The sequence below is a fragment of the Paraburkholderia sp. EG304 genome (assembly GCF_046543485.1).
In the GTDB taxonomy this organism is placed as follows: domain Bacteria; phylum Pseudomonadota; class Gammaproteobacteria; order Burkholderiales; family Burkholderiaceae; genus Paraburkholderia; species Paraburkholderia youngii.
Genome location: NZ_JBKGUA010000017.1, coordinates 105337 through 122513, shown reverse-complemented (window position 1 = coordinate 122513; position 17177 = coordinate 105337). Strand labels below are relative to the sequence as shown.

The window sequence follows — 17177 nt, the reverse complement described above, 5'->3', positions numbered from 1 at the left end:
GCCGAGGTATATTGGAAATGAATTCCGAATATGTCAGGTATTGCCGTGGTTAATCTCAGAAGACTCGACCTCAACCTGCTGGTCACGCTCGATGTGCTGCTGGAAGAGCACAATGTGACCCGCGCCGCCGAACGGCTGAACTTCTCGCAGCCGTCGGTCAGCGTGCATCTTGCGAAACTGCGCGACGTATTCGGCGATCCGCTGCTCTTGCCCGGACCGCGCGGCATGCGGCCCACCGCGAAAGCGCAGCAACTGCGCGAGCCGCTACGCGAAGCGCTCGACGCACTGCAGCGCGCGGTCGCGCCAACCAGCCCGTTCGATCCGGCCGCGGCGACGCAAACCTGGCGCATTGCCGCAACGGACTACGCCGAGTCGACGATCATCCTGCCGATGTTGGCAGGCTTGCGCGCTGCGGCGCCCGGCACGCGTCTCGCGATCGTCGAGGCGGTGCCGCCAAGGCTCGCTCGCCAGGCCGAACAGGGCGACATCGATATCGGTTTCCATACGAGCGAAGGCGCGCCCGAAGGCTTGCGCCGTCGCGTGCTGTTTGCCGAGCGCTACGTACTGGTCGGCCGCGCGGGTCATCCCAAGCTGAAGCGCCGACCCACGCTCGCGCAGTTCTGCAAGCTCGAACACGTGATCGTATCGCCAGATGGCGGCGGCTTTTTCGGCGTCACCGACGAGACGCTCGCAAAGCTGGGGCTTGCGCGCAAGGTCGTGCTGTCGGTGCCGCACTTTCTGTTCATGCAGTCGGTGCTCGCCAGCACCGATCTCGTGGGGATGCTGCCCGCGCGTCTCGTGCGCGGCTCGGACACATTGCGGATGGTCGAGCCGCCGGTCGAGGTGCCGGGCTACGAGATGGCGATGCTTTGGCATGAGCGTGTGCATCGCGATCCCGCGCATCAATGGTTGCGGGAGTTTATTGCGGCGTCGGTGTAATCAGCCCTTTTCGGCGCCGATCGCATCCAGTTGATCGAGCACTTCGTCGCTGAGCTTCAGCTGCGCCGACTGCAGATTTTCGCGCAGATGTGCCACCGAAGACGTGCCCGGAATCAGCAGAATGTTAGGCGCCCGATGCAACAGCCAGGCGAGCGCGACCTGCATCGGCGTCGCCTCGAGCTTGCGCGCAAGCTCCGACAGCTCCGACGATTGAATCGGCGTAAAGCCACCCAGCGGAAAGAACGGCACGTAGGCAATGCCCTGCTCCGCGAGCGCATCGATCAACGCATCGTCGTCGCGATGCACGAGGTTGTAGTGGTTCTGCACGCACACGACCTTCGTGATGCGCTGCGCTTCGGCAATCTGCGCGGCCGTCACGTTGCTCAGGCCGACATGCCGCACGAGCCCGCGCTGCTGCAGCTCGGCGAGCGCCGTGACCTGCTTTTCGATCGAGCCCTCGCTCGGCTCGTGCACGTTGCCCATCACGCGCAGGTTGACTACGTCGAGCACATCAAGGCCGAGGTTGCGCAGATTGTCGTGCACCGCGCGCTCGAGGTCGGCGGGCTCCTGAGCCGGCAGCCATGCGCCGGCGCTGTCGCGCACCGCGCCGACCTTCGTGACGATCGTCAGATCGCGCGGATACGGGTGCAGTGCCTCGCGGATCACCTGGTTGGTCACGTGCGGCCCGTAAAAATCGCTGGTATCGATGTGGTCGACGCCCAAGGCAACGGCCTCGCGCAGCACCGCGAGCGCCGCGGCGCGGTCTTTCGGCGGCCCGAACACGCCGGGGCCGGCCAGCTGCATCGCGCCATAGCCCATGCGCCGCACCGCGCGGCCGGCTAGCACGAAAGTGTCGATGGAGCTGAAGTTCGGCATCACGATCTCCTTGTGAAGTGATGAGCGGCAGTATCGCCGCAATTGCGTTGTTGAATAAACCGGTCTAACGTGTACGGGTTGTTCAAAATTCTGCACAATCAATCGTCATGGAACTGAATGATCTGGCCGCCTTCGTGTCGGTTTCGCGCGCCGGCGGCTTTCGCGACGCGGCGCGTGTGAGCGGTGTGTCGGCGTCGAGTCTGAGCGTCGCGGTGCGACGCCTGGAAACGAAACTCGGGCTGCGCCTGTTGAACCGCACCACGCGCAGCGTCGCGCCGACCGAAGCCGGGCTGCGTCTGATCGAGAAGCTGACGCCGCTGTTCGGCGAAATGGAAGCGGCGCTCGACGTGCTGAACGGCTTTCGCGACAAGCCGACCGGCACGCTGAAGCTCAACGTGCCATCGAGCGTCGCGCGCATCGTGCTGCCCGACGTGCTCGCGCGCTTTCTGAAGCAGTACCCGGATATTCGCGTCGAGGTGGTGGTCGAGGATGGTTTCGTCGATGTGCTGTCGATCGGTTGCGATGCGGGCATTCGCTACGACGAACGCCTCGAGCAGGACATGATCGCGGTGCCGATCGGCGCGCGCGTGCAGCGCTTCGCGACCGCCGCGTCGCCCGCGTATCTCGACGCGCACGGCCGTCCGCAGCATCCCAGCGAACTGCTCGCGCATGCCTGCCTGCGCGGCCAGTTCGCGAGCGGCGCGATGCCGACCTGGTACTTCGAGCGCGACGGCGAGCTGCTGCAATTGAATCCGACCGGACCGCTGCTGGTGCGGCCCGGCGCAGCGATAGACCTCGCGGTCAGCGGCGCGGTCGCGGGTCTCGGCATCGTTCACCTGTTCGAAGACATGCTGCGCCCGCATCTGGACAGCGGCGCGCTCGAAGCGATTCTCGAACCGTGGTGGCAGCGGTTTTCAGGGCCTTTTCTGTACTATCCCGGCCATCGCCATGTGCCCGCGCCGCTGCGCGCGTTCGTCGATTTTCTGAAGGCCGACTCAACACGCGGTTGATTTGAACACACGACGGTGATCGTGCCGTATCAGCAGCGTGGCGTGCAGAGTTGCGCGATCGTGCTCAAAAACAGATCCGCGCCGATCGGCTTCAGCAAACATGCGCTGCAGTACTGCGCTTCGCTGTCCGAGGGCGGCACCGCGGTATGGACCAGAATCGGTACGTCGACCGATAACGGCATCGATTTCAAACGGCGGCACAACTCCGCGCCGTCCATGATCGGCATCATCCAGTCCGTAACAATCAGGTCGGGAACGTGAGCGACGACACAAGCGAGCGCTTCGGCGCCGTTGCTCGCGCAACTCACCTCATACCCTTCGCTTTCCAGAATCAGCCGCCACGCGGCTAGAATTTCCGGTTCGTCGTCCACCAGCAATATCGAATACATCATGGTTTGCTGACGAAACTTGCTTCTTGTCTGACCAGAGTCTCGCAAGAGGTGTTCCACACGCGGCAATTGCGCGGATAATGACGCGGGTTGCCGGCGCACATCGGATGCCTGGCCGATTGCCGGCGCAAACAGGTCTGCGGTGCCCGCGCCGAACCGAGGCGTTCGGAACCGTTCGCGTGTTTGTATGTTGTAGAAACTCCATTCCGGTATCCATCATGACCGACCGACGCGTGAGCCCGCTGCGCAATTTCGCCAACTTCATCCGTGCGGAACGGGGCCGTCTGACGCGGCAATGGATGCATGCCGTCGCCATCGACGCCGATCTCGTCGAAGCGGACAAGCTCACCTATCAACAGCTGGTCGACCATATGCCGGAAATCCTCGACCAGCTGTGCATGGCGCTCGATGCGGAAGATCTCGAACGCGCCGAATCATCGATCGAGCGCGACGCGAAGAAGCACGGCAATGTCCGTTGGCAGCAGGGCTACCGGATCGAAGAGCTGGTGCGCGAACTGGACCTCTTCGAGCAGGTGCTCGTCGGAGCGCTCGAAGAATTCGTCGAACGCGACCGGACCTGCACGCGCCGCCACGAGAGCCGCGCGCGGCGTCTGATCGCCGAAGCATTCAGCGTGGTCAGGTATGCGTCGATCAAGGAAGTGGTCGGCGAGCGTGATCGCAAGATCGACGAATACACGGGCCGGCTCGAACGCGCGAATGACGAACTGACGCTCAAGCAACGGCTGGTCGGCGATCTGTATGATTCGCGCATGCAGATCACACGCAGCGTCGCGCACGATCTGCGCAATTTCCTCAACGCGTTTTCGGTCGCGCTGCAACTGATCGAGCGAGCGCCGTCGCAAGCCGATGCCGCGCTGACACTCGCGAACCGTCAGGCCGCCGACATGAAGCAACTGGTCGACCAGATGGTCGAGTACTCGGTCGTGCTCGGCGACGCGGCGACACTCGTGCTCGAAGACGTCGATTTGCGCGAACTCTTCGACGAACTCATCGCTTCCATGCAGCCGTCGATCGACGCGAAAGGACTTGCGCTGCGCAGCGAGTTCGACGCGGCGCTGCCCGTCGTCACGTCGAATCGGCTGAAGCTCAAGCAGATCGCGGTCAATCTGTTGTCCAACGCGATCAAGTACACGAAGTCGGGACAAGTCGAATTCCGGTTCGCGATGCATGGCGCCGAACACTGGGCGATTCGCGTGTCCGACACCGGCGTCGGCATCGCGCCCGCCGATGCGGAGCGCGTGTTCGACGAGTTCGAGCGCGCGGCCGGCGAGGAAATCCCTGGCACGGGTCTGGGGCTCGCGATCGTCAAGGAGCTATGCCGCGTGCTCGATGGACAGATCGAGTTTGCGTCGCGCGAGGGCGTGGGGACCACGTTCGAGATCCGGTTTCCGCTGCATGTTCAATGACCCGACCCATCGCATGATCCATCTGCATACTGCCCGCTTCCCCGAACAGATCGAGGCCGTACGGACCATCTTCCGCGAGTACGCGGAGAGTCTCGGCTTCGATCTCTGCTTCCAGCAATTCGACGACGAACTCGCCAGCCTGCCGGGCAAATTCGCAGCGCCACGCGGCCGCGTGCTGCTCGCGAGCAACGGCTCGGGCGACGATCCCGGCGATATCATCGGCTGTGTCGCAATGCGTCCGATCGACGACACCATCTGCGAAATGAAACGTCTGTATGTGCGTCCGGCGGGACGCGGGCTGCATGTGGGGCGGCAACTCGCCACGCGTATCCTGGCGGCCGCGAAAGAAGCGGGCTATCGCCGCATGCGTCTCGACACGCTGCCCACTATGCAAGCGGCACTCGGGCTCTACGCATCGCTGGATTTCGAGCCGATCGACGCTTACGTGTTCAATCCGATCCCCGGCGCGATTTTTCTGGAATGCGATCTGACGCGGCCGCGTTCAATGTGATCGCGGTGCCGGCCTGACCCAGCCTGCGGATAGGCACTCCCTCATCGCGCCGTTCTGCTCTCTCAATCCACGCACGACGATCTCGGACGATTTGCCGTCACGCCGCGCGAGTTCGGCCAGGTCGAGCAACGCGGCGTAGCGCGCGGAACAGTCTCTCGTCGCGCTGGCGGCGGGATTCGCGCGACGGTCGTCGTTGGCGTCGCTGGTGTCGATGACTGCGTGGATTGCCGAAAACGTCGCCACGACGATCGTCGCGAGTGCGGCCGTTTTGCGGAGCGCGCGCCACGCGGACCCTTCCGCCGCTCGCGAACGACGCGCCGCCTCATCAGATGGTGGGTGCTGGCCCGCCGTGCCGCACATGACGTCGCACCGCGCTGCGCGACGTGAGCGCCACGACTCGACGCGGGTTCTGATTCGCATCGCCGCGCTCATCGTCAGGCCCAATGCGCCGGCACCCACACGCGCCCGACCCAATGGCCCGGCACCCAGACGACAGGCCGCGGCGCGACGTACACGGGACGCGGCGCGACGTAGACGGCCGGCGGCGGCACGTACACCACCGGAGGCGGCGGAACATAGGCCGGCGGCGGCGTCACCACGACGGGCTTCGGCGGTACGTACACGACCGGCGGCGGCACGACGACCGGCGCAGGCGGCGGCGCGACCACCACCGGCTTCGGCGCGACGACCACGGTCGTACCGCTCGTCGTCGTGGTCCCGCCTGCGACCACCACGCCGCCTGTGACCACCGTACCGCTCGACGTCACCGTGTGACCCTGCGTGCCGGTCACGCTCGTCGATGTCGTCACGACCCCGGGCGCGACCCGCGTCGCGGTGCCCGAGTGATAGACGCTGTTGTTGTCCGGCCCCGTCACCGTGCCCGAGCGCGCGCAGGTCGAACCCGCGCAATTGGTCGACGCCGAATGATTGACCGTATTGCCGTTCGACCCGGTGATCGAGCCCGACGACGAATACTGGCCCGGCGCGGTGCGCGTCACGTCGCCAGACGTCGTCGCCGTTTTGCCGTCGGGACCCGTCATCGTGCCGGTATGCGAGCAGGTACCGCCCGCGCAGCTGGTGTCGCCCGAGTGCTGCACCGTGTTGCCATAGCGGCCCGTCGCGGTACCCGAGTTCGAGAACTGGCCGGGCGCCGTGCGCGTGACCGTGCCGGTGTTGCTCGCGAAGCCGCCATGGGGGCCAGCCATGCTGCCCGCATGCGAACAGCTACCGCCGCCGCACGAGCCGTAGTGCGCGCCGTTATAGACGCCGCGCGACGTGTACGCGGTGCCATGACCCGACCAGGCGAACGCCGATGCGCTGCCGAGTGCGAGCACGGCCGCGGCCGCGCCGAGCACCGCCCTGCGCAACGCGCCTCGCGCCATGCTGGCGCGGACCTTGTCGGAACCTGCGAATGAACGATTCTTCACGATATGTCCTTGCTGGATTCGGGCCACTTGCGTGATTGCCGCGTGGCGACGAACGGACTATAGAAGGACACATCGGGGAAATCATCAGGGAAGATATGTCGCGCTGTTTCATCGCGACTCGGGCCCGCCAGGCAAGGCTTTGCGGGCATTCGTCGGGCGGCGCGACATATCTCGACATAGTTTGCGAAACCTTTCCGGCCGCTGAAATGGGCCGCGATCTCAGCGGCTCAGTGGCCCACTGGCGTCACCTGCACGGCGGCTGCCGACACGAACACCGCATGCAAGGTATCGCCGACCTTCACGTCGCTCAGGTCGACGTTGGGCGCGGCCTGGAACGTCTGTGTCTGATAGGCGCCGCGCAGCGTCACGAGGCGCTGTTTATGATCGATCTTCAGTACGGTCGCGAGTACCTCGGTCTGTCGCGCCGATTCGTAACCGCCCGACGCCGGCGCATAGCTCTGCTTGTCGGCTCGCTCGCGAATCCCCTTGCCCGCGCCGGTGACCTTTTCCGCCTTCGTGAGCAGCGCATTCTTGTAGAGCACGTCGACGCGATCACCGATCTTCAGTTGATCGAAGCCAGCAACCTGCTGACTGACGAGCACGATCGCGACGTTGCCGCCCGAGCCCTTCAGCGTCAGCGCGCGGTTGCCCGCATCGATGCCGACGATCTCCGCCGTCATATGCACCGGCTGCGCCGCGCTGAGCACCGCCTGGGCGGTGCTCGCCATGTCGTCCTGCGCGCGCGCCGGCGGGGTCGTGGCCGCAGCCGCCAGCATCAACGCTGCGCCTATCGTCGTTGTCTTCATTCGCGTTCTCCTCGACAAGGGTTTCGATCCGGCGTGACGGTCATGATGAGCGCCGCGCAATGACTTCGCGCTACGCAGTGTTCGTGCCCGCCTCCATGAACTCCACATCTTCAGGACAACTAGTGCAAACGATAGGACGCGAACGATTGTACGCGCGAGGCCGCGCGCAAAAGCAAACAGCCCCATCGCGGGAACGATGGGGCTGTTGCATGAACGGATCGCAAACCGCGCGCGATGTGCGTCGCGCTACACCTGCATCACACGCGCTCGATAGCGATCGCGATACCCTGGCCGACGCCGATACACATCGTGCACAGCGCGAAGCGGCCCTGCGTGCGTTGCAGTTGATACGTCGCGGTCGTCACCAGACGCGCGCCGCTCATGCCGAGCGGGTGGCCGAGCGCGATCGCGCCGCCGTTCGGGTTCACGCGGGGATCGTCGTCGGCGACGCCCAGCGCGCGCAGCACCGCGATGCCCTGCGAGGCGAACGCTTCGTTCAGCTCGATCACGTCGAACTGATCGATCTTCATGCCCAGACGCGCGAGCAGCTTCTGCGTGGCCGGCGCCGGGCCGATGCCCATCACGCGCGGATCGACGCCCGCCGTCGCCACGCCGAGCACGCGGGCACGCGGCGTCAGGCCGAAGCGCTTCGCGGTGTCTTCGTTGGCGAGCAGCAATGCGGCCGCGCCGTCGTTGACGCCCGACGCGTTACCGGCCGTAACCGTGCCGTCCGGACGCACGACGCCCTTTAGCTTCGCGAGCGCTTCGAGGCTCGTTTCGCGCGGATGCTCGTCTTGCGTGACCGTGATCGGATCGCCCTTCTTCTGCGCGATCGTCACGCCGACGATTTCCTGCGCGAGCGTGCCATCGCGTTGCGCGCGCGCGGCCTTCTGCTGGCTGCGCAGCGCGAACGCGTCCTGGTCGGCGCGGCTGATGTTGTAGTCGGTCGCGACGTTTTCGCCGGTTTCCGGCATCGAGTCGACGCCGTACAGCTTCTTCATCAGCGGGTTCACGAAACGCCAGCCGATCGTCGTGTCGTAGACCTCGTTTTGCCGCGAGAACGCGCTGGTCGCCTTGGGCATCACGAACGGTGCGCGGCTCATGCTTTCGACGCCGCCGGCGATCATCAGCGCGGCTTCGCCCGACTTGATCGCGCGCGCGGCGATGCCGATCGCATCCATGCCCGAGCCGCACAGACGGTTGACGGTCGAGCCCGGCACGTCCTTCGGCAAACCGGCGAGCAGCAGCGACATGCGCGCGACGTTGCGGTTGTCGTCACCGGCCTGGTTCGCGCAGCCGTAGATCACGTCGTCGATCGCGGTCCAGTCGACGTTCTTGTTGCGCTCCATCAGCGCCTTGAGCGGCACCGCGCCCAGGTCGTCGGCGCGCACCGACGACAGCGAACCCGCATAGCGGCCAATGGGGGTGCGAATCGCGTCGCACAGGAATGCTTCGGTCATGGGATGTCTCCAGTTGAGATGCTGCGTGCGCTGCGCCGCGCCGCGGCCGGCCTTGCACCGACGACGCCGGTTCGATGCGCCGAGGCATCGGCCCCGGGGGCCGACGGCCGCGCGCGGGAAGCTGCAAAACGGCAGCGGTGTGGCGGCCGATACGTCAAGGCAGCTTAGCGCAGGATCGTGAACGATGGGCTTGGGAGTGACGACCGATACGGCTGTTGCGCCTTCCTTGCCCGCCCTTATGTTCTATATACGAACACAAGGTCATATATCGAACAAAACAGGCTCGATAATAGGCGTCGGCGCGAAAGCGTGTCAAGCACGGCCGCAGCCGTGCCAACGACACCAGGGAATACGCGGAGGGAGCGATCTTCAGCGAACTTCGATTCCTTCGTCGGCGATATAGCTGCGAATCACATCCGCGAAGTTGCGCTCGGCGGCGAGCCCGAGCCGTTCGGCGCGCGATGTATCCCACGCGCCGGGCCAGCTGCCGACGATCTTCTCGATGCGCTCGTCCGGCTGCCGCACGATGCGGCTCGCGACCGCCTCGCCGGCGACCTCGCGCAGTGCCGCGATCATTTCGTCGACGCTGACCGACAGGCCCGGCAGATTCAGCACGCGCTGCTTGCCGAGCGCGGCGCCATCGAGTTCGAGGCCGGCGATCAGGCTGTCGATCGCCTTGCGCGGCGACAGCAGCCACAGCCGCGTCGAACCGGCGACCGGACACACGGCCTCCTCGCCATTCAACGGCTCGCGAATGATGCCGCTCGCAAACGACGACGCCGCCGCATTCGGCCGCCCCGGCCGCACGCTGATGGTCGGCAGTCGCAGCACGCGGCCGTCGACGAAACCGCGCCGCGAATAATCGTTGAGCAGCAGCTCGGCGATCGCCTTCTGCGCGCCATACGACGACTGCGGATTCAGCGCGGTGTCGTCCTGTACGACTGCGGGCAGATCGCCACCGTAGACCGCAACCGAGCTGGTGAACACGACGCGCGGTTGATGCCCGCGCTGTCGGCAGACTTCGAGCAGCAGCCGCGACGCATCGAGATTGATGCGCATACCGAGATCGAAGTCCGCCTCGGCCTGGCCGCTGACGATCGCAGCCAGATGAAAGATCGCCGAGGTTTGGTCGTCGATCACGCGTTCGAGCACGCTGCGCTCTGCGATATCGCCGACTTCGGTATGCACGCGCGCATCGCCGAAATCATGAGCGCGCACGACGTCGAGCAGCACCAGCCCGGTAATCGCTTGCGGTGTGCCGTGCGCATCTTTCAACTCGCCGCGTGCGAGCAGTTCGCGCGCGAGTCGCTGGCCGAGAAAACCGGCGCCGCCGGTGATCAGTACTTTCATGGTTACGTGTCCGTCAGTGGTTGTCGGAAAGTGTCAGCGCGCCGCCTCGAGATAAGGCTTCAGCCAGCCAAGCCCCGCCGAGGTCCCCGCGCGCGGCCGGTATTCGCAGCCGATGTAGCCGTCGTAGCCGAGCGCATCGATCAGATCGAACAGGTACGGATAGTTCAGCTCGCCGATGTCGGGCTCGTGCCGCTCGGGCACACCCGCAACCTGGATATGGCCGATGCCGGCCATATCGCGCTTGAGCTTCATCGCGAGATCGCCCTCGACGATCTGACAGTGATAGCAGTCGAACTGCACCTTCAGATTCGGCGCGCCGACTTCGGCGCAGATCGCTTGCGCGTCGTCCTGTCGATTGAGGAAATAGCCGGGCATGTCGCGCGTATTGATCGGTTCGATGACGACCGTGATCCGTTCGGTGTGCGCGGCTTGCGCGGCATAGGCGAGGTTGTCCAGATACACGTCGCGTTGCGTTTCGCCCGCCTGATCGCCGGCGATCAACCCCGCCATTACATGAAGCTTGCGATTTCCGAGCACGCGCGCGTACTCGAGAGCCGTATCGATGCTGCGGCGGAACTCGTCCTCGCGCCCCGGCAGCGACGCCAGACCGCGCTCGCCGCCGCTCCAGTCGCCCGGTGGCGCATTGAACAGCGCCTGCGTGAGACCGTGAGCGTCGAGCCGCGACTTCAGCTCGGCCGCGCGGAACTCATAGGGAAACAGGTATTCGACCGCGTTGAAACCGTCGCGCGCGGCGGCGGCGAAGCGATCGAGGAACGCGTGCTCGTTGTACATCATCGACAGATTGGCGGCGAAGCGAGGCATGTCAACAGCTCCTTTGAGACAGTCCGATACGGTGCATGACGTTCATCGGTAATGCGCGCTGCTACCAGCGCGCGCCGAACGCGGTACGGAGTTCTTCGATCGCGGCGGCGTCGAGCGGCGCGGGCCGCGGATTCGTCATCAGCCACAAGCGCGCGGTCTCCTCGAGTTCTTCGAGCGCATACGACGCGTGCGCGACCGAGCGCTCCCACACCACCGGCCCCAGACGTTCGAGCAGCACCGCCCGTACGCGGTCGGCCAGCGCGGCGATCTGCGCGGCCACTTGCGGATCGCCGGGGCGTTGATAGCGAATCAGCGGTACGTGGCCCACTTTCATCACGTAGTACGGCGTGATCGGCGGCAACACGTCCGCTTCGCTCCATACGCCCGCGAGCGTCAATGCGACCAGATGCGTCGAATGGGTATGGACGATGCCGCGCGCCTCGCCGTTGCGCGCATAGATACCGCGATGCAGCGCGAGCGTTTTCGACGGCTTGCCGCCCGACATCGCGTGGCCGTTTGCGTCGACCTTCGCGATATCGGCGGGATCGAGGCGGCCGAGACACGCGTCGGTCGGTGTGATCAGCCAGCCATCGTCGAGCCGCGCGCTGATGTTGCCGGCGCTACCGACCGTATAGCCGCGCTGATACAGACTCGCGCCGACCGCGCAGATTTCCTCGCGCACGCGCGCTTCGGCCGAGATGTGAAGTGCCGGTGCGCCGCTCATTGCGCGGCTCCATCGAGATGGCGCAGCGCCTTGTCGAAGAAGTCCGTGGTGCCGAAATTGCCGGATTTCAGCGCGAGTGCGAGCGGTTCCGCTTCGGTCGTCGCGGTGGCCGGCACGCCCGGATCGATTTGTGCGCCGATGCGCAGCATGCGCACGTCGAGCGCCTGCACGACCGCGCCCGAGGTCTCCCCGCCCGCGACGACGAACTTGCGCACGCCGCGTTCGCGCAGGCCGCGAGCAATCGATGCCAACGTCTTCTCGACCAGATGCCCGGCCTCGTTGACGCCGAGTTCGCGCTGCACCGCCTGCACTTCGTCGGGCGATGCAGTCGCATAGATCAGCACCGGCTCGGCGTGCACGAAGCGCTGTTGCGCGAACTCGAGCGCTTCGCCGACGACGTCCTCGCCGCGCGCCGCCGCGAGCGGATCGATGCGGAACGCCGGCCGCGTCGCGCACCAGGCGGCGACCTGCGCGTTGGTCGCCTTCGACGCACTGCCCGCGAGCACCGCCGACAAACCTTCTACGCGCGGCAATTGCGCGGCATGGGTTTGCTCGCCGAGTAGCCCCGCGCGCCGGAAGTTGGCCGGCAAGCCGAGCGCGACGCCGGAGCCGCCGGTGATCAGCGCGAGGTCCGCGCAGGCCGCGCCGAGCGTATGCAGATCGGCGTCGGACACCGCATCGGCAATCGCGATGCGCACGCCGTCGGCGCGCAGCGCTTCGAATGCGGCGCGCACGGCCGTATCGCCTTGCGCGACCCGGTCGTAACGCACGAGCCCGACCTTCGACTGCGTTTGCCGCTGCAGCACGCGCACGAGATTCGCGTCGCGCATCGGCGTCAGCGGATGGTTCTCCATGCCCGACTCGTTGAGCAGTGCATCGCCGACGAACAGATGGCCGCGGAAAATCGTGCGGCCGTTCTCGGGAAACGCGGGACACGCGATCGTGAACGACGCGCGCTCAGCAAACTCGGCGGACAGCGCGTTCAGCAACGCATCGGTCACCGGGCCGATGTTGCCCGCATCGGTCGAATCGAAGGTCGAGCAGTACTTGAAGAAGAATTGCCGGCACCCTTGCGAGCGCAGCCAGGCGAGCGCGGCGAGCGATTGGGCGACCGCGTCGGCGGCGGGGATCGTGCGCGACTTCAGCGCGACGACGAGCGCGTCGGCGTCGAGCGCAGCGGCGCCCGGCGCTTCGTTGGAGGTGGGCACGCCGATCGTCTGCACCGTGCGCATACCGCCGCGTACGAGCATGTTGGCGAGATCGGTGGCGCCGGTGAAGTCGTCGGCGATGCAGCCGAGCAGCGCGGGTTTCGTTTGAGCCGTCATGAGCACCGTCCTCGCTTATGGCTTCGCCGGCAATTCGATGCCGGGGAAAATCTTCACGACCGCCGAGTCGTCCTCACCGCCGTGGCCCGCCGTCGACGCCATCATGAACATCTGATGCGCGGCCGCCGACAGCGGCAGTGGAAACTTCGTGCGACGCCCGGTATCGAGCACGAGGCCCAGGTCCTTGACGAAAATATCGACTGCCGACAGCGGCGTGTAATCGCCCGCGAGAATATGCGGAACGCGGTTCTCGAACATCCACGAATTGCCCGCGCTGTGCGTGATCACGTCGTATAGCGCGTCCGGATCGACGCCTTCGCGCAAGCCGAGCGCCATTGCCTCGGCGGCCACCGCGATATGCACTCCGGCCAGCAACTGGTTGATGATCTTCACTTTCGAGCCCGCGCCATGCGCGGCCCCGAGCCGATACACGTTGCCGGCGATCGCGGCGAGCACGTCCTCGCACGCGGCGTACGCGGCTGCGGGACCGGACGTCATCATCGTCATCTCGCCCGATGCGGCGCGCGCAGCGCCGCCCGACACCGGCGCATCGAGCATCTGCAGACCGGCCGACTCGACGCGCTTGCCGAGATCGCTGGCGAATTCCGGCGCGACCGTGGCACTGGCGATCACGACGCCGCCCGGCTTCATCGCCGCGAGCGCGCCGTGCTCACCGAATAGCACGGCCTCGGTCTGCGCGGCATTGACGACCAGCGTGATCACGACCTCGCACTGCGCGCCGAGCTCCGCGGGCGTCGCACAGCCGACGCCGCCTTCAGCGACGAACGCCTGCAGCACGTCGCGCCGCAAGTCGCACGCGTGGACCTTGAAGCCGGCGCGCAACAGCGAACGCGCAACGCCGAGCCCCATGGCTCCCAAACCGATGACACCCACATTTCTCGACATGCGTGACCTCTATGGATTGGTGCTGCATTGGTGCGTTCGCGCGCGGCGGGATCACCGCGCGCCTTCCGCGCGTCAGGCGATGCCCGCCTCGGCAAGCCGCCGTGCCGCGTTGTACAGATGCGTCTGCGCGGCATTGCGCGCCGCCATCGGATCGCCGGCGCGAATCGCCGCGGCGATCGCCGCGTGCTCCTCGCGCACCTGCCGCGAGAAGTCCTCGCGCAGCGCCTCGTTGCGGCGCGTGACGACCGTGCCCGCTTCGAGGTACTGATTGAGGAACGTCAGCGTCTTCAGGAAATACGGATTGCCCGTCGCCGCCGCGATCGCGCGATGAAACGCGACGTCTTCGGCGACGCCGTCTTCGCCATTGGCGACCGCGCGCTCGATCTGAGCGAGCGCGGCGTCGATCGCGGCCATGTCGGCATCGCTGCGACGCATTGCGGCTTCCGACGCGACCTCCGCCTCGATCGCGCGGCGCAGCGCGAGGATCTGCACGACCGAGCCCGGCTCGACGGCTTCCGCGTAGTCGATCCGCAGCGGGCGGATCGTGCCGTGCCCAGCGACGAACACGCCACTGCCCTGGCGCGGTTCGACCACCCCCTCGTTCTTCAGCCGCGACAGCGCCTCGCGAATCACCGTGCGGCTCACGCCGAACTGTTCCGAGAGCACGGCTTCGGTCGGCAGCTTGGCGCCGCGCGCGAAAGTGCCCTTGTCGATCTGCTTCAGCAGTTGCTGCGCGACGGTGTCGCTCAAAGCGCGCGAGGGAATCTTGTCGAACATGGCGGATCGGTTGGGTTGGATCGGGTGCCGCAAACTGGTCATGTTATCGGGTCATCATACAAATTTGAGACACGAATCGCATCCACGCAAACCCTGGGTTTTTTGCACGAATCGGCGTTATTTGGCGAAATAGAAGGCTTAAGCTATCGTCTCGCCTTTGCGCCGCAACGCCACGCGCGGCGCCGCATCGAAACGAACGCGCGTCGCGTGCCTTGCGCGCGCACTCTTTTGCAACCACGATCAAGGTCCATGAGCAAAGCCCTGCCGCCGTCTTCCGTCGCGCCCGCCAACGTCGAACCGGCCCCGGAGAAACCGGGTGACTCGTACGTGCAGTCGTTCGCGCGCGGCCTCGCGGTCATCCGCGCATTCGACGCGACGCGCCCCGAACAGACGCTCACCGACGTCGCCGCGGCGACCGGCCTCACGCGCGCCGGCGCGCGCCGGATTCTGCTGACGCTGCAAACGCTGGGCTACGTGGAAGCCGAGGGACGCCTGTTCCGTCTGACGCCGAAGATTCTCGACCTCGGCTTCGCGTACCTCACCTCGATGCCGTTCTGGAATCTCGCCGAACCGGTGATGGAAAGCCTGTCGGCACAGGTGCACGAAAGCTGCTCGGCGGCCGTGCTCGATCGCACCGAGATCGTCTACGTGCTGCGCGTGCCGACTCACAAGATCATGACGATCAACCTGTCGATCGGCAGCCGTCTGCCCGCGTACTGCACGTCGATGGGCCGCGTGCTGCTCGCCTCGCTCGACGAGGAAACGCTCGACGCGACGCTGAACTCGTCGCCGCTCTACGCACACACGCCGCGCACCGTTACCGACAAGGAAGAGTTGAAGAAGGTAATCGAGCAGGTGCGTCGCCAGGGGTGGGCAATCGTCGATCAGGAGCTCGAAGGCGGTTTGATTTCGCTGTCCGCGCCGATTCGCAATCGCCAGGGCCGCGTGATCGCCGCGATGAACATCAGCGGCAACGCGCAGCGCAATTCGGCCAAACAGATGGTGAAGGCGTTTCTGGAACCGCTGCAGCAAGCCGCGCAGACGGTCTCCGAGATGGTCGCGCGGCGCGGCTGACGCACGCGGCTATCTGGTAGCGCGCATTTGCTGCGCGCTACCGCGTCGACTCTTATCGCTCACTGCGCGAGATAGCGCTCCACGAGCCGCGCCCAGAACGCCGCGCCGATCGGCAGACTGTGGTCGTTGAAGTCGTAATGCGGGTTGTGCACCATGCAACCATCCTCGCCGATGCCGTTGCCGATGCGCAGAAACGTGCCCGGCCGCTTCTGCAGCATGAAGGCGAAGTCCTCGCTGCCCATCAGGATGTCGGTCTGCTCGATCACCTTGTCATCGCCGACCAGCTCACGCGCAACCTGCACCGCGAAATCCGTTTCGGCGTCCGTATTGATGACGACCGGGTAACCTTCGATGTACTCGACATGCGCCTTGCCGCCATAGCTCGCCGCCTGCGACTCGGCCAGCTCGGTGATGCGCTTCTTCAGCAACTCGCGCACCTCGGGGCTGAACGAGCGCACGCTCAGTTCGAGCCGCGCGCTGCTCGAAATCACGTTGTTCGCGGTGCCCGCGTGCATCGAGCCCACCGTCACCACGGCCGGCTGCGACGGATCGACGTTGCGTGCGACGATCGTCTGCAGCGCCATCACGATGCTCGCGGCGACCACGACCGGATCGACGGTCAGATGCGGACGCGCCGCATGACCGCCGACGCCTTCGATCGTGATGGTCGCCTTGTCCCCTGCCGACATGAACGGCCCCTTGCGGAACAGCAGCATGCCCGGCTCCGCGCCCGGATGATTGTGCAGGCCGAACACGGCGTCGCACGGGAAGCGCTCGAACAGGCCGTCGTTGATCATCTTCAGCGCGCCGCTGTCGATGCCGCTTTCCTCGGCCGGCTGGAAATACAGATGCACGGTGCCCGAGAAGTTGCGCGTGGCCGCGAGACGTTGTGCGGCGCCGAGCAGGATCGTCGTGTGGCCGTCGTGGCCGCACGCATGCATCTTGCCGTGGGTGCCGCTCGCGTACGGCAAGCCGGTCTGTTCGATGATCGGCAGCGCGTCCATGTCCGCGCGAATGCCGATGCTGCGCTTGCCGTCGCCCACCTTCAGCGTGCCGACCACGCCGGTCTTGCCGACCCCGCGCGTGACCTGCCAGCCCCACTGTTCGAGCTTTTCCGCGACGAGCGCCGCGGTCCGCACTTCCTCGTACGCGAGTTCGGGATGGTGATGAATGTGATGGCGAATCTCGCGCAGGCTCGCGGCGGCGGGTTCCAGATCGGACACTTCGGTCAAACGCGGGGTCTCGTTCATCGTTTGCATGGCTCCAGTGAGTAGCCTCGCACTATATCCATGCCGTTTCGTTCGAATAAGATGCTATTTTTTTCACCCTGATTAACGGCTCTTATATACGGGGT

18 protein-coding genes are annotated in these 17177 nt (G+C 65.7%); 5 read left to right on the top strand and 13 right to left on the bottom strand.

Annotated features, from left to right (window positions below; all coding sequences use genetic code 11):
• Nucleotides 1–30: 30 nt before the first annotated feature.
• A complete protein-coding gene (locus ACLFKU_RS21245) occupies nt 31–939 on the top strand; it encodes a LysR family transcriptional regulator (RefSeq protein ID WP_368585842.1) in 909 nt (302 codons plus the stop codon).
• Here ACLFKU_RS21245 and ACLFKU_RS21240 read toward each other — a convergent pair whose 3' ends face one another.
• On the bottom strand, nt 940–1815 hold the full coding sequence (locus ACLFKU_RS21240; protein ID WP_368585843.1) for an aldo/keto reductase family oxidoreductase: 876 nt from the start codon (nt 1813–1815) through the stop codon (nt 940–942).
• A 107-nt stretch (nt 1816–1922) separates the two neighbouring features.
• Between ACLFKU_RS21240 and ACLFKU_RS21235 the strand changes: the two genes are divergently transcribed.
• A complete protein-coding gene (locus ACLFKU_RS21235) occupies nt 1923–2825 on the top strand; it encodes a LysR family transcriptional regulator (protein ID WP_410850358.1) in 903 nt (300 codons plus the stop codon).
• A gap of 29 nt (nt 2826–2854) precedes the next feature.
• On the opposite strand, the gene ACLFKU_RS21230 is transcribed toward ACLFKU_RS21235, so the two are convergent.
• A complete protein-coding gene (locus tag ACLFKU_RS21230; RefSeq protein WP_410850357.1) occupies nt 2855–3214 on the bottom strand; it encodes a response regulator in 360 nt (119 codons plus the stop codon).
• 218 nt (nt 3215–3432) lie between these two features.
• On the opposite strand from ACLFKU_RS21230, the gene ACLFKU_RS21225 reads away from it, so the two are divergent.
• Together ACLFKU_RS21225 and ACLFKU_RS21220 are read left to right on the top strand one after the other, a co-directional pair.
• Entirely contained in the window at nt 3433–4641 is a 1209-nt protein-coding gene (locus tag ACLFKU_RS21225; RefSeq protein WP_368585846.1) for a sensor histidine kinase, read from the top strand.
• A 13-nt stretch (nt 4642–4654) separates the two neighbouring features.
• The gene (locus ACLFKU_RS21220) at nt 4655–5152 is read left to right on the top strand and encodes a GNAT family N-acetyltransferase (RefSeq protein ID WP_410850356.1); all 498 of its coding nucleotides are present in this window, start codon (nt 4655–4657) and stop codon (nt 5150–5152) included.
• On the opposite strand, the gene ACLFKU_RS21215 is transcribed toward ACLFKU_RS21220, so the two are convergent.
• The 10 genes from ACLFKU_RS21215 to ACLFKU_RS21170 all read right to left on the bottom strand — a co-directional run bounded on the left by ACLFKU_RS21215 (nt 5144) and on the right by ACLFKU_RS21170 (nt 14749).
• Nucleotides 5144–5572, bottom strand: a complete 429-nt coding sequence (locus tag ACLFKU_RS21215) for a hypothetical protein (RefSeq protein ID WP_410850355.1) — start codon at nt 5570–5572, stop codon at nt 5144–5146. The two genes, ACLFKU_RS21220 and ACLFKU_RS21215, sit on opposite strands and share 9 nt — an antisense overlap.
• 14 nt (nt 5573–5586) lie before the next feature.
• A complete protein-coding gene (locus tag ACLFKU_RS21210; protein ID WP_410850394.1) occupies nt 5587–6534 on the bottom strand; it encodes a hypothetical protein in 948 nt (315 codons plus the stop codon).
• 272 nt (nt 6535–6806) lie between these two features.
• Entirely contained in the window at nt 6807–7385 is a 579-nt protein-coding gene (locus ACLFKU_RS21205; RefSeq protein WP_368585849.1) for a hypothetical protein, read from the bottom strand.
• Between the two features lie 257 nt (nt 7386–7642).
• Entirely contained in the window at nt 7643–8845 is a 1203-nt protein-coding gene (gene pcaF / locus ACLFKU_RS21200; RefSeq protein ID WP_410850354.1) for a 3-oxoadipyl-CoA thiolase, read from the bottom strand.
• Between the two features lie 369 nt (nt 8846–9214).
• On the bottom strand, nt 9215–10195 hold the full coding sequence (gene denD / locus ACLFKU_RS21195) for a D-erythronate dehydrogenase (RefSeq protein ID WP_410850353.1): 981 nt from the start codon (nt 10193–10195) through the stop codon (nt 9215–9217).
• Between the two features lie 33 nt (nt 10196–10228).
• Nucleotides 10229–11017: a 2-oxo-tetronate isomerase gene (otnI, locus tag ACLFKU_RS21190; protein ID WP_410850352.1), complete on the bottom strand. Its 789-nt coding sequence runs from the start codon at nt 11015–11017 to the stop codon at nt 10229–10231.
• A gap of 61 nt (nt 11018–11078) precedes the next feature.
• Nucleotides 11079–11741 carry an aldolase gene (locus ACLFKU_RS21185; RefSeq protein ID WP_410850351.1) on the bottom strand — a complete coding sequence of 221 codons (663 nt, stop codon included), beginning with the start codon at nt 11739–11741 and terminating at the stop codon, nt 11079–11081.
• Nucleotides 11738–13066, bottom strand: coding sequence for a 3-oxo-tetronate kinase (otnK, locus tag ACLFKU_RS21180; protein WP_410850350.1), 1329 nt, complete (start codon nt 13064–13066; stop codon nt 11738–11740). Before otnK ends, ACLFKU_RS21185 begins: the two co-directional genes overlap by 4 nt.
• Before the next feature lie 15 nt (nt 13067–13081).
• Nucleotides 13082–13972 (bottom strand): L-threonate dehydrogenase, encoded by an 891-nt coding sequence (gene ltnD / locus ACLFKU_RS21175; protein ID WP_368587109.1) that lies wholly within the window; start codon nt 13970–13972, stop codon nt 13082–13084.
• A gap of 72 nt (nt 13973–14044) precedes the next feature.
• Nucleotides 14045–14749: a FadR/GntR family transcriptional regulator gene (locus tag ACLFKU_RS21170; protein ID WP_368587110.1), complete on the bottom strand. Its 705-nt coding sequence runs from the start codon at nt 14747–14749 to the stop codon at nt 14045–14047.
• Between the two features lie 249 nt (nt 14750–14998).
• Between ACLFKU_RS21170 and ACLFKU_RS21165 the strand changes: the two genes are divergently transcribed.
• On the top strand, nt 14999–15823 hold the full coding sequence (locus tag ACLFKU_RS21165) for an IclR family transcriptional regulator (RefSeq protein WP_176124671.1): 825 nt from the start codon (nt 14999–15001) through the stop codon (nt 15821–15823).
• A 59-nt stretch (nt 15824–15882) separates the two neighbouring features.
• Here the strand turns inward: ACLFKU_RS21165 and ACLFKU_RS21160 are convergent, their stop codons facing one another.
• Nucleotides 15883–17073 (bottom strand): M20 aminoacylase family protein, encoded by a 1191-nt coding sequence (locus ACLFKU_RS21160; RefSeq protein ID WP_410850349.1) that lies wholly within the window; start codon nt 17071–17073, stop codon nt 15883–15885.
• Nucleotides 17074–17177: the final 104 nt, after the last annotated feature.